This is a genomic window from Actinomadura sp. B10D3 (assembly GCF_039871695.1).
Classification (GTDB): Bacteria; Actinomycetota; Actinomycetes; order Streptosporangiales; family Streptosporangiaceae; genus Spirillospora; species Spirillospora madurae.
In genome coordinates, this window is the sequence record NZ_JBDPLY010000001.1 from 378820 (window position 1) to 393877 (window position 15058).

At 72.8% G+C, this 15058-nt stretch carries 11 protein-coding genes; 7 read left to right on the top strand and 4 right to left on the bottom strand.

All coding sequences use genetic code 11. The features are described 5' to 3' along the window. Positions 1-17 precede the first annotated feature (17 nt). The 6 genes from ABGB11_RS01585 to ABGB11_RS01610 all read left to right on the top strand — a co-directional run bounded on the left by ABGB11_RS01585 (position 18) and on the right by ABGB11_RS01610 (position 7952). The gene (locus ABGB11_RS01585) at positions 18-2003 is read left to right on the top strand and encodes a thioredoxin domain-containing protein (protein ID WP_347627963.1); all 1986 of its coding nucleotides are present in this window, start codon (positions 18-20) and stop codon (positions 2001-2003) included. Positions 2004-2217: 214 nt separating this feature from the next. Next, positions 2218-3387 carry a C40 family peptidase gene (locus ABGB11_RS01590; protein WP_347627965.1) on the top strand — a complete coding sequence of 390 codons (1170 nt, stop codon included), beginning with the start codon at positions 2218-2220 and terminating at the stop codon, positions 3385-3387. A gap of 138 nt (positions 3388-3525) precedes the next feature. Beyond that, positions 3526-4047 (top strand): hypothetical protein, encoded by a 522-nt coding sequence (locus ABGB11_RS01595; protein WP_347627967.1) that lies wholly within the window; start codon positions 3526-3528, stop codon positions 4045-4047. Positions 4048-4208: 161 nt separating this feature from the next. After that, on the top strand, positions 4209-5096 hold the full coding sequence (locus ABGB11_RS01600; RefSeq protein WP_347627969.1) for an isoprenyl transferase: 888 nt from the start codon (positions 4209-4211) through the stop codon (positions 5094-5096). 75 nt (positions 5097-5171) lie between these two features. After that, positions 5172-6551, top strand: a complete 1380-nt coding sequence (locus tag ABGB11_RS01605; protein WP_347627971.1) for a PhoH family protein — start codon at positions 5172-5174, stop codon at positions 6549-6551. A gap of 510 nt (positions 6552-7061) precedes the next feature. After that, the gene (locus tag ABGB11_RS01610) at positions 7062-7952 is read left to right on the top strand and encodes a lytic transglycosylase domain-containing protein (RefSeq protein ID WP_347627973.1); all 891 of its coding nucleotides are present in this window, start codon (positions 7062-7064) and stop codon (positions 7950-7952) included. Positions 7953-8021: 69 nt separating this feature from the next. On the opposite strand, the gene ABGB11_RS01615 is transcribed toward ABGB11_RS01610, so the two are convergent. The 4 genes from ABGB11_RS01615 to ABGB11_RS01630 form a co-directional block, all read right to left on the bottom strand. Next, positions 8022-9422: a class II fumarate hydratase gene (locus tag ABGB11_RS01615; protein WP_347627975.1), complete on the bottom strand. Its 1401-nt coding sequence runs from the start codon at positions 9420-9422 to the stop codon at positions 8022-8024. A 98-nt stretch (positions 9423-9520) separates the two neighbouring features. Next, positions 9521-10783: a serine/threonine-protein kinase gene (locus ABGB11_RS01620; protein ID WP_347627977.1), complete on the bottom strand. Its 1263-nt coding sequence runs from the start codon at positions 10781-10783 to the stop codon at positions 9521-9523. A gap of 130 nt (positions 10784-10913) precedes the next feature. Beyond that, positions 10914-12554, bottom strand: a complete 1641-nt coding sequence (locus tag ABGB11_RS01625) for a fumarate hydratase (RefSeq protein WP_347627979.1) — start codon at positions 12552-12554, stop codon at positions 10914-10916. A 1-nt stretch (position 12555) separates the two neighbouring features. After that, a complete protein-coding gene (locus ABGB11_RS01630; RefSeq protein ID WP_347627981.1) occupies positions 12556-13497 on the bottom strand; it encodes a DMT family transporter in 942 nt (313 codons plus the stop codon). 113 nt (positions 13498-13610) lie between these two features. On the opposite strand from ABGB11_RS01630, the gene ABGB11_RS01635 reads away from it, so the two are divergent. Continuing rightward, on the top strand, positions 13611-15035 hold the full coding sequence (locus ABGB11_RS01635) for a PLP-dependent aminotransferase family protein (protein ID WP_347627983.1): 1425 nt from the start codon (positions 13611-13613) through the stop codon (positions 15033-15035). Positions 15036-15058 lie beyond the last annotated feature (23 nt).

Here is a 15058-nt window from a genome sequence, read left to right on the forward strand (position 1 = left end):
CGGGCAGGATCGGGGGCATGAACCGGCTCAAGGACGCGACCAGCCCGTACCTGCTCCAGCACGCCGGCAACCCGGTGGACTGGTGGGAGTGGAGCGACGAGGCGTTCGCCGAGGCGCGGCGGCGGGATGTCCCGGTACTCCTCTCCGTGGGATACGCCGCCTGCCACTGGTGCCACGTGATGGCGCACGAGTCGTTCGAGGACGCCGAGACGGCGCGGGTCATGAACGAGCTGTTCGTGAACATCAAGGTGGACCGGGAGGAACGTCCGGACATCGACGCCGTCTACATGGAGGCGACCCAGGCCATGACGGGCCAGGGCGGCTGGCCGATGACGGTGTTCATGACTCCGGAGGGGCACCCGTTCTACTGCGGGACCTACTTCCCGCGCGTGCAGTTCCGGGCGTTGCTGCAGGCCGTCCACAAGGCGTGGACGGAGCAGCGCGACGAGGTGGTCGGGCAGGGGCAGCAGGTCGTCAAGGCCCTGACGTCGCGGGGGAGCGGCCCGGTCGGTGCCGAGGCGCCCGGTGAGCGGGTGCTCGCGCACGCGGTGAAGTCGCTCGGCGCCTCGTACGACACGATCCGGGGCGGGTTCGGGAGTGCCCCCAAGTTCCCGCCGTCGATGGCGCTCGAATTCCTGCTGCGGCACCATGCGCGGACGGGCGAGGACCAGGCGCTCGCCATGGCGTCGCACACCCTGGAGGCGATGGCCCGGGGCGGCATGTACGACCAGCTCGGCGGAGGGTTCGCGCGCTACTCGGTCGACGCGACGTGGGTCGTCCCGCACTTCGAGAAGATGCTCTACGACAACGCGCTGCTGGCGCGGGTGTACGCGCACTGGTGGCGGCTCACCGGGACGCCGTTCGCGCGGCGGGTCGCGCTGGAGACGTGCGACTGGATGCTGCGCGACCTGCGGACCGACCAGGGCGGCCTCGCCTCGGCGCTGGACGCCGACAGCGAGGGCGTCGAAGGCAAGTACTACGTGTGGACGCCCGCGCAGTTGCGCGAGGTGCTCGGCGACGAGGACGGCGCGTTCGCGGAGAGCCTGTTCGAGGTGACGGGAACGTTCGAGCAAGGGTCGTCCGTCCTCCAGCTCCTGAACGACCCGGAAGACGTCGAACGGTACGAGCGAGTGCGGACGGCATTGCTGTCGTCGCGCGCGCACAGGATTCCTCCGGCTCGGGACGACAAGGTGGTGGCGGCCTGGAACGGGCTCGCCATCGCGGCGCTCGCCGAGTGCGGCGCCTTGCTCGACCGTCCGGATCTGGTCCGGGCGGCCGAGGAGGTCGCGCGGCTGCTCGTGGACGTCCATGTGCGCGACGGCCGGCTTGTGCGCACGTCGAAGGACGGAACGGCGGGCGCGAACGCCGGCGTCCTCGAGGACTACGCGGACGTGGCCGAGGGGCTGCTGGCCCTGCACGCGGTCACCGGCGACCCGCGGCATGTGCGGCTGGCAGGAGAGCTGCTGGACACCGTCCTCGACCGGTTCGGGGACGGCGAGGGCGGGTTCTACGACACCGCCGACGACGCGGAGCGGCTGTTCCGGCGCCCGCAGGACCCGACCGACAACGCGACGCCCTCGGGCCAGTTCGCGGCGGCCGGCGCGCTGCTGTCGTTCTCCGCGCTGACCGGGTCCGACCGGCACCGGCAGGCCGCGGGGGCGGCGCTCGGGCCGGCCGCGGCGCTCGCGGACCGGCACGCGCGGTTCGCGGGCTGGGGCCTCGCGGTCGCCGAGGCGTACGCGACCGGTCCGGTGGAGATCGCCGTGATCGGGGACCCGGACGACGACCGCACCCGGGCGCTGCACAGGACGGCCCTCATGGCGTCCGTGCCCGGGGCGGTGGTGAGCACGGGCCCGCCGGACGCGGCCGGCGTCCCGCTGCTGGAGGGGCGCGGGCTGGTGGACGGCCGGCCCGCCGCGTACGTGTGCCGCAACTTCGCCTGCCGGCTGCCGGTGACGACCCCGGCCGAGCTGACCCGCGAACTACGTGGGCAATTGGACTGAGAGTCCACTTTGTGGCAGCGTGACCTTGATCTCATGCCCGCTTGCTGTTACTACTGAGTAGCTGGAACAGAACTGACCCGATGCGGCGTGGCGGACGAGGGTGCCGGAAGGCGCGTCGGGTATCTGGACGGTGGCCGGACATCTGAGTCATAGTCGTGTCCCGGGAGCCCGGCCGACGGGGCGGGTGCGGGGCGAGGATCGAGGGAGTGTGGCAGTGGGGAAGCCGAACCGCCGGGTCCTTCCGACGATCATCGGTGTCTCCGTCTTGACGACGCTCGCCGCGAACGTCGCCGTCCTCGTCGCGCGCGACGATCCCGCCGAGGCCCGGCATCGCGAGCAGCGCGCGCGCTTCGTGGCCGCGTCCGGCAGCAGCAAGCTGTCGCCCTACGCGGTCGCGCCGCTGGGCAAGCGGCTGACCCCGCACGTGCTCGTGGCCGCGCCGTCCACGCTGCCCTCGGCCTTCGTCCAGAAGGTCCGGGGCGCCAAGGGCGTGCAGGGCGTCGAGGTCGTGGACGCCGTGCAGGGCATGGTCGCCGGCAAGCGGGTCGGGCTGATGGGCGTCGACCCCTCCACGTTCCGCAACTACACGCCGAAGCCGACCGCCAAGTCGGACGCGCTCTGGCGCAACGTGGCGTCCGGCGACGTCGCGATCTCCTTCACGATGGGCAACGACGGCGGCGTCAAGCTCGGCAGCCAGGTGCCCGTCGGCGGCCGGCAGAGCCAGTCGCAGCTGCGCGTCGGCGCGTACGCCACGATGGGCATCAGCGACGTCGACGCGGTCATCTCGCACACCACCGCGCAGGCCCTCGGCATGCCGACCGGCAACGCGATGCTGATCAGCGTCCCGAAGACCGAGCCGAAGGCGTTCATCAAGAAGCTCCGCAAGGCGATGCCGAAGCAGGCCAAGGCGGTCGCGGTCAACCCCGAGATCGACTTCCCGGAGCCGGGGGACGTGCCGGCCGCCAACGGGCAGGTCATGACGGCGAGCCAGACGCGGACGGTCATCAAGGCCGCCTACACGCGGCTCGGCTGGCCGTACGTGTGGGGCGGCGAGTCCGAGGCCGAGGGCGGGTACGACTGCTCCGGCCTGATGCAGTTCGCGTTCGCGAAGGCCGGCATCCGGCTCCCGCGCGTCGCCGCCGACCAGGCCCGCGCCGGCTGGGTCATCCCGTACTCCAAGGCCCGGCCCGGCGACATGCTCATCTGGGCCAACGACCCGACCGCGCCCGGCTACATCTCCCACATCGCCCTCTACCTGGGCAACGGCAAGATGCTGGCGGCGCCGCGGACGGGGACCGTGGTGCAGGTCCAGAACGTCTACACCCGCAACATGCGGGGAGCCGTCCGGGTGAGCCCCAAGATGGCCGCCGCCCTCACGCGCTGACCCACCGCGCCCGGCCGGCGCCGGGGATCCATGCCACGCTCGGCGAGTGCCTGCGGCCTGCGCCGAGGCCTTGATCACTCCTTTCCCGATCCGGCACTGCTCTGGCGCCGCGGCCCGATACGATGTAATTTTGATTACATGACTACGAGCGAAGCGGCGAAGCGGCTCCGCGGCTGGTTCGCCGGGCGGCTCCCGGAGGACTGGTTCGAGGACGCGCCCGAGATCGTCCTCGACCGCGAGGAGGTCAGCGTCATCGGCCGGCTGCCCGTCCCGGCGGCGGCCGAGGGCGTGTCGGACGCCGAGCGCGCCGGCGTGATCGCCGGGCACGTCGAGCGCTTCCGGGACGAGACCCGCGACCGGCGCATCGGCATCGCCCGCGAGGCCGAGCAGCGCTTCGGCCACAAGGTCTCCTGGGGCGTCGAGTGCGGCGGCGAGCGGGAGATGTTCACCACCCTGTCGGTGCCGGTGATGACGCGGCTGCGGCAGCCGGAGCGCCGGGTCCTGGACACGCTCGTGGAGGCCGGGGTCGCGCGCAGCCGCAGCGACGCGCTCGCCTGGTGCGTCCGGCTCGTCGGCAAGAACACCGACGAGTGGCTGGCGGAGTTGCGCAGCGCCCTGCAGCACGTCGAGCGCGCCCGCGCCGCCGGCCCGCAGGCCTGACGCGCGACCTGCGCCGGAGCAGGCCGGAGCGGGCCGTCCACCGGGCCCGCACCGCGGTCGCGCGTTAGTCTCGAATACGGAAACGGTGGGAGAAGTGTCGCCGCCGGGCCATAATTGAGCGTCTTTTCCAAAAGCGGACGGTCGCTCGAAAGGAAGCCCACATGGGGGTTCGGCGTACGGGAGAGCCGCGCACCAGGCGGGCGCGCGGCGCGCGGAGGGACGGCGAGCGCCGGCGCCCCGCCGAGGGCGCGCGGCTGCTCGACGCCGTCCGCCGCAGCGGCCCGTACGCGGCCGTCCGCGACGCCGTCTACCGGCTGTACGAGCGCCGGGTCGAGGCCGACCTGCCGACCGACGTCACCCCGCGGCACGTCGGCGTGATCCTGGACGGCAACCGGCGCTGGGCGCGGTCGATGGGCCTCGCCGACGTCAACTCCGGCCACCAGCGCGGCGCCCAGAAGATCTCCGAGCTGCTCCAGTGGAGCGCGGAGGCCGGCGTCGAGCACGTCACGCTCTGGCTGCTGTCCACCGACAACCTGAACCGCCCCGCCGCGGAGCTGGACCCGCTGCTGACGATCATCGAGAACACCGTCCGCAAGCTCGCCGCCGACGGCTGGCACGTCAAGCCCGTCGGCGCCCTCGACCTGCTGCCCGACAAGACCGCCCGCGTCCTGAAAGATGCCGGTGAGGCCACTTCCGACGCACCCGGCCTGATTGTGAACGTCGCGGTTGGGTATGGAGGTAGGCGTGAGATCGCTGATGCGGTGCGCTCTCTGCTCATCGAGCAGGCGAGTCGTGGCACCAGCATCGAGGAACTCGCCGAGGTCCTCGACGTGGAGCACATCGCGGAGCATCTCTACACGCGCGGCCAGCCGGATCCTGACCTGGTCATCCGCACCTCGGGGGAGCAGCGTCTCTCCGGCTTCATGCTCTGGCAGAGCGCCCACTCGGAGTTCCACTTCTGCGAGGTCCACTGGCCGGACTTCCGCAAGGTCGACTTCCTCCGGGCCATGCGCTCCTACGCCGCGCGGCACCGGCGCTACGGTACCTGACCGTCCACCGCGGACCACCGCCCCTGCGGCGGACCTGCGCGCCACCGGCAGTTTCCCCATGATCAGGGAGATCGAGTGGCCACAACCTCCGCGCGCCGTCCCGGCCCGTCCGGGAACCCCACTGGAACGCCCCTCGCGGGCGGCCCCGTCGGCAGGCGCACGTACGTCCTCGACACCAGCGTCCTGCTCGCCGACCCGGGGTCGATGACCCGGTTCGCCGAGCACGAGGTCGTACTCCCCATCGTCGTCATCTCCGAGCTGGAGGCCAAGCGGCACCACCCCGAGCTCGGGTACTTCGCCCGGCAGGCCCTGCGCACGCTGGACGACCTGCGCCTGCGCCACGGCCGGCTGGACGAGCCCGTGGCGGTCGAGGGGCCGGTCGGCGACCAGGGCGGCACGCTGCGGGTGGAGCTGAACCACTCCGACCCGAGCGTCCTGCCGGACGGGTTCCGGCTCGGGGACAACGACACCCGGATCCTGTCGGTGGCGGCGTGGCTGGCCCGCGAGGGGCGGGACGTGGTCCTGGTCTCCAAGGACCTGCCGATGAGGGTGAAGGCGTCCGCGGTGGGGCTCGCCGCCGAGGAGTACCGCGCCGAGCTGGCCGTGGTGGAGTCCGGCTGGACGGGCATGCGCGAGCTGGAGGTCCCGGCCGGGGACCTGGAGGGGCTGTACGAGGCGGGGACCGCCGACCTGGAGGAGGCGCGCGACCTGCCGTGCCACACGGGCCTGCGGCTGCTGTCGGAGCGCGGCTCGGCCCTCGGCCGCGTCCAGCCCGACAAGTCGGTGAAGCTGGTGCGGGGCGACCGCGAGGTGTTCGGGCTGCGCGGCCGGTCCGCCGAGCAGCGGATCGCGCTCGACCTGCTGATGGACGAGGACGTCGGCATCGTCTCGCTGGGCGGCCGGGCCGGCACCGGGAAGTCGGCGCTCGCCCTCTGCGCGGGCCTTGAGGCCGTCCTGGAGCGCCGCCAGCACCGCAAGGTCGTGGTGTTCCGCCCGCTGTACGCGGTCGGCGGCCAGGACCTCGGCTACCTGCCGGGGTCGGAGAACGAGAAGATGTCGCCGTGGGCGCAGGCCGTCTACGACACCCTGTCGGCGGTGACCACCCCGGAGGTCATCGACGAGGTCGTGGACCGTGACATGCTGGAGGTCCTGCCGCTGACGCACATCCGGGGGCGGTCGCTGCACGACGCGTTCGTGATCGTGGACGAGGCGCAGTCGCTGGAGCGCGGCGTGCTGCTGACCGTCCTGTCGCGGATCGGCGCCGGGTCGCGGGTCGTGCTGACGCATGACGTGGCGCAGCGCGACAACCTGCGCGTCGGGCGGCACGACGGCGTCGCGGCGGTGGTGGAGCGGCTGAAGGGCCACCCGCTGTTCGCGCACGTCACGCTGACCCGGTCGGAGCGGTCGCCGATCGCCGCGCTGGTCACCGACATGCTGGGCGACGTAGGCCTCTGAGGACGGCGCGGGAACCCCGGCGGCCCTGGGACGGGTCGCCGGGGTTCCGCGCGTTTCGGCACGACGGGTGAGATCTCCTACAGAGCGTGATCATTAAACCCCGTACCGTAGAGTTGTGATGAACGTCACACATCGCGGGCGAACGTCCGAGATCCCCTGGTCCGCTCGGGGTTTCGGTGATCGAAGAGGCGGGTTGACAACCGCCCCACGAGCCGCATTCATCTCGTTTCGGTTGCGGAGCATCCCTCGGCCTCGGGCATTGTGTCTCCCCGTAAGCACCCCCGAACGGTGCCCGGCCGGAGCGCGGCCCCCCTGATCCACCGCGCGACGGGCACGGCACCGGCCCGGCCCGGGGGCCGCCCGACCTCCCGGCGGCCCGGTGGGCCGAGGGTGGAAACAGTTCGTGCGCGTGTCCATGCGCGTGCGACCGTCGGAAGGACCGCCTTGTACGGAGACCGTCCCGGGTCCCCTAGGCGAGACGATCGACAGAGCTTCGACCCCCGGACGCCGATGCAGGAGCCCGCCCCGGCCCCCGGCCCCGCCGCCGCGTCCCCCACCGTGGAGGGCCCCCACGCCCCGCACGAGGACGACGTGCGCGTCGCCGGCACCGACCGCACCCGGGCCGCCGCGCCCGCCGGTGACACGCTCGGGTTCCAGCCCGTGCCGGAACCGGCGCGCCCGGCCGACGGCGGCCGCGACGAGATCGCCTCGGCCCCGCAGGGCGCCGCGCCGGGCGGGCCGGCCCCCGAGAGCGGCTCGGGCGGGCGCAACGGCATGCGGATCGCCGCGGTCGTCACGGGCGCCGCCGTGGTCCTCGGCGGCGGCGCGGTCGCCGCGTTCGCGTTCACCGGCGGCGGTGACGACGGCACGCAGACCGTCCAGGCGAGCAAGCAGCTCGCGGACACCGCTCCGAAGGTCGATCCGAAGGTCCTGGAGCAGCAGCGCAAGAAGCTGGCGCTGGAGCGCGCCTCCCGCGCGGCGCGGGAGGACGGGCAGAAGGCCCCGTCCCTGCGTCCCAAGGGCAAGCCGCTTCCGACCAAGACCCCCAAGAAGGACAAGGGCGAGGGCGGCGGCGCCCCGATCGGCGACCCGGTGCCGAAGGGCGAGGCGCAGCAGATCGCCAAGAAGCTGATGCCGAGCTTCGGCTTCACCGGCGACGGCCAGTTCGGCTGCCTGGTCAAGCTGTGGGATCGGGAGAGCGGCTGGAACACCCACGCGGCCAATCCCTCGGGCGCGTACGGGATCCCGCAGGCCCTGCCCGGGTCGAAGATGGCGAGCGCCGGCCCCGACTGGCGCAACAACGCCACTACGCAGATCAAGTGGGGCCTCGGCTACATCAAGAACCGCTACAAGACGCCGTGCGGCGGTTGGTCGCACTTCCAGTCGGCGGGCTGGTACTGATCCCGGCCGGCGCGTCCCGGGCGCCCTGCGGGCTCCTGGGACGCGCGCGGCCGTCAGCGTCCGGGCGGGTCAGCGCCCGAACGATCCGGTCATGCGGAGCACGTCGAGCGCCTCGTCGAGCTGCTCGACGGTCAGCTTCCCGTCCTTCACGTAACCGCGCTCCAGCACGACCTCGCGGATCGTCCTGCGCTCCTTGAGCGCCTGCTTGGCGACCTTGGCCGCCTCCTCGTACCCGATGTAGCGGTTCAGCGGCGTCACGATCGACGGTGACGACTCGGCGTACTCGCGCATCCGCTCCTCGTCGGCCTCGATGCCGTCCACGCACCGGTCCGCGAGCAGCCGCGACACGTTCGCCAGCAGGGTGATCGACTCCAGCACGTTGCGGGCCAGCACCGGCAGCATCACGTTCAGCTCGAAGCTGCCGGACGCGCCCCCGAACGCGACCGCCGCGTCGTTCCCGACGACCTGCGCGGCGACCTGCGCGACCGCCTCGGGGATCACCGGGTTCACCTTGCCCGGCATGATCGACGAGCCGGGCTGCAGGTCGGGCAGCCGGATCTCGGCGAGCCCGGCGCGCGGCCCGGACCCCATCCAGCGCAGATCGTTGACGATCTTGTGGAGGCTCACCGCGATCGTACGGAGTGCGCCGCTGGCCTCCACCAGGCCGTCCCGCGCCCCCTGCGCCTCGAAGTGGTTCCGGGCCTCGGTCAGCGGCAGGCCGGTGGCCCGCGCGATCTCCGCGATGACGCGGGCGGCGAAGCCCTCCGGGGTGTTGACGCCGGTGCCGACCGCGGTGCCGCCGAGCGGCAGCTCCGCCAGCCGGGGCAGGACGGCCTCCAGCCGCTCCACGCCGTGCGCGGCCTGGGCGGCGTACCCGCCGAACTCCTGGCCGAGCGTCACGGGCGTCGCGTCCATCAGGTGGGTGCGGCCCGACTTCACCACGTCCCGGAACTCCTCCGCCTTCCGCGCCAGGGCGGCCTCCAGATGCCTCAGCGCGGGGATCAGATCGTTCAGGACGGCCCCGGTCGCCGCGACGTGGATGGAGGACGGGAACACGTCGTTGGACGACTGGGAGGCGTTCACGTGGTCGTTCGGGTGGACCGGGCGGCCGAGCCGCTCCTGCGCCAGCGTCGCCACGACCTCGTTGGCGTTCATGTTGGACGACGTCCCGGACCCGGTCTGGAACACGTCGATGGGGAAGTGGTCGTTCCAGCGCCCGTCCGCGACCTCCCGGGCGGCCTCGGCGATCGCGGCGGCCACGTCCTCGTCGAGCACCCCGAGCTCGGCGTTCACCCTCGCCGCCGCGGCCTTGATCTGGCCGAGCGCGGCGATGTGCGCGGCCTCCAGGCCCCGCCCGGAGATCGGGAAGTTCTCCACCGCGCGCTGCGTCTGCGCCCGCCACCGGGCCGCGGCCGGCACCCGGACCTCGCCCATGGAGTCGTGCTCGACCCGGAACCCCTGCTCGCTCATGGAACGCCTCCACTCGACATCGCTCGGCCGGCGCGGACGGCCGCCGTCGTCCATGGCAGCCGGCCGGGTGGCTCACGCATTCCCGGGTGAGGGGCGGATCACTCCTTGGTCAGGGTGTAGTTCTGGCGTTCGCCGGGCTTGCCGACCGGCTTCTGCGTCCCGTTCACCCAGACGTCGCAGGCCGACGCGTCGTAGATCACCGCGTTGATGCGGGGCTGGTCGTACTGGCGCGCCTCGCCCTGGCGCAGCGTCTCGTCGCTGAGCACGGTGATCGCGTTGCCCGGCACGGACACGAAGATCTTGCACGAGTCGCTGCGGGCGCGGACGACCAGCGTGCTGGACTCCACGCCCGGGGGCGCGGCGACCTGGCCGGTGCCCGCCGGGCCGGACGACGAGGCGGTCGGGGACGGCCCCGGGCTCTCGCGCATCATCCCGACGATGAGGGCGGTGGCGCCGATCCCGCAGGAGGCGACGGTGGCGCCGATGAGGCCGATCACCACCATCAGCCGGTAGCGCGGCGTCGGGGCCCGGCGCCCGGAGCGCGGGCCCGCCATGGCCCGTTCGAGCCGGTCGACGGCGCGGGCGTGGCTGAGCCGGCGGGTCGGGTTCTTCTCCAGCAGTCCGCTGATCACCGGGGCGAGGGCGCCGGCGTTCTGCGGGGCCGGGGGCGACTCGTTGGCCAGCGCGGACAGCGTCGCCATGACGTTCTCGCGCTCGAACGGCGGGCGGCCCTCCAGCGCGGCGTACAGGGTCGCGCCGAGCGACCAGAGGTCGGAGCGGGGGGTGGCCTTGTCCCCGGCGGCGACCTCCGGCGCGACGTAGGCGGGCGAGCCCATGAAGTGGCCCGTCTTGGTGAGGCTCGCCGAACCGGAGGAGAACGCGAGCCCGAAGTCGGTGAGGACGACCCGGTCCCCGTCCAGCAGGACGTTGCTCGGTTTGAGGTCGCGGTGCACGATGCCGGACTTGTGCGCGGTGTTCAGCGCGTCCAGCAGGGCGCGGCCGATGTGCGCGACGCGGTCGGGCGGGAGCGGTCCCGAGCGCTCGATGAGCTGTTCGAGGCTGGGTGCCTCGATCATCTCCATCACGATCCAGGGACGGCCCTGCTCGATGACCACGTCGTACACCTCGACGATGGAGTGCGTGCGCAGCTGTGCGGGTGCGCGCGCCTCCCGGAGGGTGCGGCGGTAGAAGACCACCCGGTCGTCCTCGGAGAGGTCCTCGGGGAGCCGCAGCTCCTTGATCGCCACGGCGCGATCGAGGAGCTCGTCATGCCCTCTCCACACGGTGCCGTTGGCACCCTGACCGATCTCCGAGACCAGCCGGTAGCGCGTCGCGAGAACGAGGCGCTCTGACTGAGACATGGCGGAAAAGATACCGGAGTGGCCAGCCGGTCATCCGGGAGACCTCATGACCAACGTCGATTTTGGCCCAATACTGTGACCTACTCACCAGAAACCCCTGCGCGAACACGGTACGGCGGGGGCGCCGGTGTCAGCGGCGGCCGATGGTGAGGACGGGGCCGGTGGTGTCGGCGAAGAAGTCCTCGCCCTTGTCGTCCACCACGATGAAAGCGGGGAAGTCCTCCACCTCGATCTTCCAGACGGCCTCCATGCCGAGCTCCGGGTACTCCAGGACCTCGACCTTCTTGATGCAGTCCTGGGCGAGCCGGGCGGCGGGGCCGCCGATGGAACCGAGGTAGAACCCGCCGTGCTCCTTGCACGCGTCGGTGACCTGCTTCGACCGGTTGCCCTTGGCCAGCATGACCAGCGAGCCCCCGGCGGCCTGGAACTGCTCGACGTAGGAGTCCATGCGCCCGGCCGTGGTCGGTCCGAACGAGCCGGACGCGTAGCCCTCGGGCGTCTTCGCCGGGCCCGCGTAGTAGACGGCGTGGTCGCGCATGTACTGCGGCATCGGCTCGCCCGCGTCCAGGCGCTCCTTGATCTTGGCGTGCGCGATGTCGCGGGCGACGACCAGCGGGCCGGTCAGCGACAGCCGCGTCTTCACCGGGTACCTGGTCAGCTCCGCGCGGATCTCCGCCATCGGGCGGTTGAGGTCGATCCGCACGACCTGGTCGTCCAGGTGCTCCTCGGTCGTCTCGGGGAGGTACTGGGCCGGGTCGGTCTCCAGCCGCTCCAGGAACACGCCCTCGGTGGTGATCTTGGCGAGGGCCTGGCGGTCGGCGCTGCACGACACCGCCATCGCCACCGGGCAGGACGCGCCGTGCCGCGGCAGCCGGATCACCCGCACGTCGTGGCAGAAGTACTTGCCGCCGAACTGCGCGCCGATCCCGAGCTTCTGCGTCAGCTCGAACACCTGGAGCTCCAGCTCCAGGTCGCGGAAGCCGTGCCCGAGCGGCGAGCCCTCGGTGGGCATCGTGTCGAGGTAGTGGGCGGAGGCGTACTTGGCGGTCTTCAGCGCGTACTCGGCCGACGTGCCGCCGACGACGATCGCCAGGTGGTACGGCGGGCACGCGGCAGTGCCCAGGGAGCGGATCTTCTCCTCAAGGAAGGACATCATCCGCTTGGGGTTCAGGACGGCCTTGGTCTCCTGGTAGAGGAACGACTTGTTCGCGCTGCCGCCGCCCTTGGCCATGAACAGGAACTTGTAGGCGTCGCCGGGGGCCGCGTACAGCTCGATCTGCGCGGGGAGGTTGGAACCGGTGTTCTTCTCCTCCCACATGGTCACCGGCGCCATCTGCGAGTAGCGCAGGTTCAGCTTCGTGTAGGCGTCGTACACGCCGCGGGAGATGTGCTCCTCGTCGGCTCCGTCGGTGAGGACGTGCTGGCCCCGCTTGCCCATCACGATCGCGGTCCCGGTGTCCTGGCACATCGGCAGGACGCCGCCGGACGCGATGCCCGCGTTCTTCAGCAGGTCGAGCGCGACGAAGCGGTCGTTGGGGGACGCCTCGGGGTCGTCCAGGATCCGGCGGAGCTGCGCCAGGTGCGCCGGGCGCAGCAGGTGCGCGATGTCGCGCATCGCGGTCTCGGTGAGCAGCCGCAGAGCCTCCGGCTCGACCTGCAGGAACGTCCGCCCGTTCGCGTCGAACGTGGAGACCCCGTCCGAGGTCAGCAACCGGTAGTCGGTGTCGTCCGGGCCGAGCGGCAGCAGGTCGGTGTAGGAGAACTCAGGCATCTCAGGCAGATCCTCGCGCGATTCCGATGGGGGCCGCCTCACAGGTTACGGGCTCGGGAACCGCGGGTTCACGGGGGGCGACCCGGCTGCGCAGGCCGAGCACGACGCCCGCCGCGACCAGCGCGGCGCCCGCGAGGTCGGCCGGTCCCGGCCGGTCGATGCCGAGCACGACCGTCGTGATCACCGCGCTGACCGGGATCAGGCCCGCGAACAGCCCGGCCCGGTCGGCGCCGAGCCGGCCGATCGCGTCGTACCAGAGCAGGAACGCGATCGTGGTGACGACGGCCGACAGGTAGGCGAAGCCCGCGAGCTCGGCGGCGGTCGGGACGCGCAGCGCCGCCGTCCCGTCCGTGACGAGGCCGGCCGCCAGCAGCATCGGGGCGGCGAGCGCGGCGGAGTAGGCGGAGACCCGCAGCGGGCCGATCCGCGGCAGCAGCGGGACGGCCAGCAGCGAGAAGCACACCTCGCCGGCGAGCGCGCCGAGCGAGAGCAGCAGCCCGCGGGCGCTGCCGCCGCCGAACCCGCTGGCGAGGCCGGCCCCGGCCGCCACCACGCACGCCGACACGATGATCGCCGGCGCCGGGCGGCGGCCCTCCAGCAGCGGTCCGGCCAGCGCCAGCACGATCGGGACGGTCGCGATCACCGTGCCGATCGTGGCCGGGCTGGTGTCCGCGGTGGCCGCCACGATGCACACGTTGAACGCGACCAGGCCGGTCGCCGCCAGGGCCGCCAGCAGGAGCCAGTCCCGCGCGGACGGCCGGCGGGCGGGCCGCCCGGTGAACCGGGCCACGGCCAGCAGGACGAGCGCGGCGACGGCGTAGCGGGCCGCCTGGCCGCCGAAGACGGGATAGCCGGAGATGGTCGCCGAGACGGCGGTCAGCGTGCCGACGAAGAACATCGCGGCGCCCGCGCCGGCCGTGCCGCGTCTGTGTGAACTGTTCATGGACGGAACGCTAGAAGCCGCTTGGTCCATGCCCCAGTGCCAATCGACATGTCAAATCGTGGACCATTTGGGTGCCCGTGACGTCCGGGCTCCCCACCGACGCTGAGTGTCATGTGACCGACCTACATCTTCCCCTCGACCGGTCCGCCGGCCGGCTGGCGGCGCAGATCGCGGCCGGCTTCCGCGCGGCCGTGCGGTCAGGCCGGCTGACCGCCGGGACGCGGCTGCCCTCCAGCCGCGACCTGGCACGCGACCTGGACGTCTCCCGCGGCGTCGTCGTGACCGCCTACGAGCAGCTCACCGCCGAGGGCTTCCTGATCGCCCGGCGCGGCGACGGAACCCGGATCGCGCCGCTGGCGCGTCCCGACGACGAGGCCCTGCCGCCGGACCGGCCCTCCGCCCCCGCCCCGCACGGCGAGCCCTCGCCCGGCCCGCAGGTGCGGTACGACCTGTGGCCGAGCAAGCCCGACCTGTCGGCCTTCCCCCGCGAGCGCTGGATCGCCGCCGCCCGCGCGGCGCTGCGCACCCTGCCGCACGACGCGCTCACCTATCCCGACCCCGCGGGCGTCCCCGCGCTGCGCGCCGAGCTGGCGTCCTACCTCGGCCGGGTGCGCGCCGCGCACGCCGACGCCGGCCGGATCGTGATCATGAACGGGGTGGCGCACGGGCTGTCCGCCATGATCGCGCTGCTGCGCGCCGACGGGCACACCGTGCTCGCCGTCGAGGACCCCACCAGCGACCGGCAGCTGCCGATGCTGGCCGCGGCCGGGACCGGCGTCGTCCGCGTCCCCGTGGACGCCGAGGGCCTGGACGTCGCCGCGCTCGCCGCCTCCGGCGCGCGGGCCGTCCTGGTCACCCCCGCGCACCAGTACCCGACCGGCGTCGTGCTGTCGGCGGCCCGCCGCGCGGAGCTGATCGCCTGGGCGCGCGGCGTGGACGGCCTGATCCTGGAGGACGACTACGACGCCGAGTTCCGCTACGACCGCGATCCCGTCGGCTGCCTGCAGGGCGTCGACCCCGACCGGGTCGTCCTCCTCGGCTCGGTCAGCAAGTCGCTGGCGCCCGCGCTGCGGCTCGGGTGGGCCGTCGCGGCGCCGTCCGTCGCCCGGCGGCTGCGGGACCACCGCGTGCACAGCGACCTCGGGGCGCCCGTCCTGGAGCAGCACGCGCTGACCGAGTTCCTCGCCGGCGGCGGCTACGACCGGCATCTGCGCACCATGCGGCGCCGGTACCGGGCCCGGCGCGACGCCCTCGCCGGGGCCCTGCGCGAATATCTCCCCGGCACGATGGTTCGCGGCGTGTCGGCGGGCATCCACCTCTATGTGGAACTCCCGTACGGATGCGACGAGGACGAGGTCGTGGCGCGCGCCGCCGATCTCGGTGTCGCGGTCGCGGCGGGCCGGCCCATGTGGTCGCCCGAGCGCGCCGCCGGCGCGCCGCCCGCGCTCGTCCTCGGCTACGCCCGGCTCTCCGAGCCTCGCCTGGTCAAGGCGGCGCAACTGCTGGGTCAAGCGGTTACGCACGGTGCCGGGGGGTAGGACCAGCATCCCTGGTGTAGGAG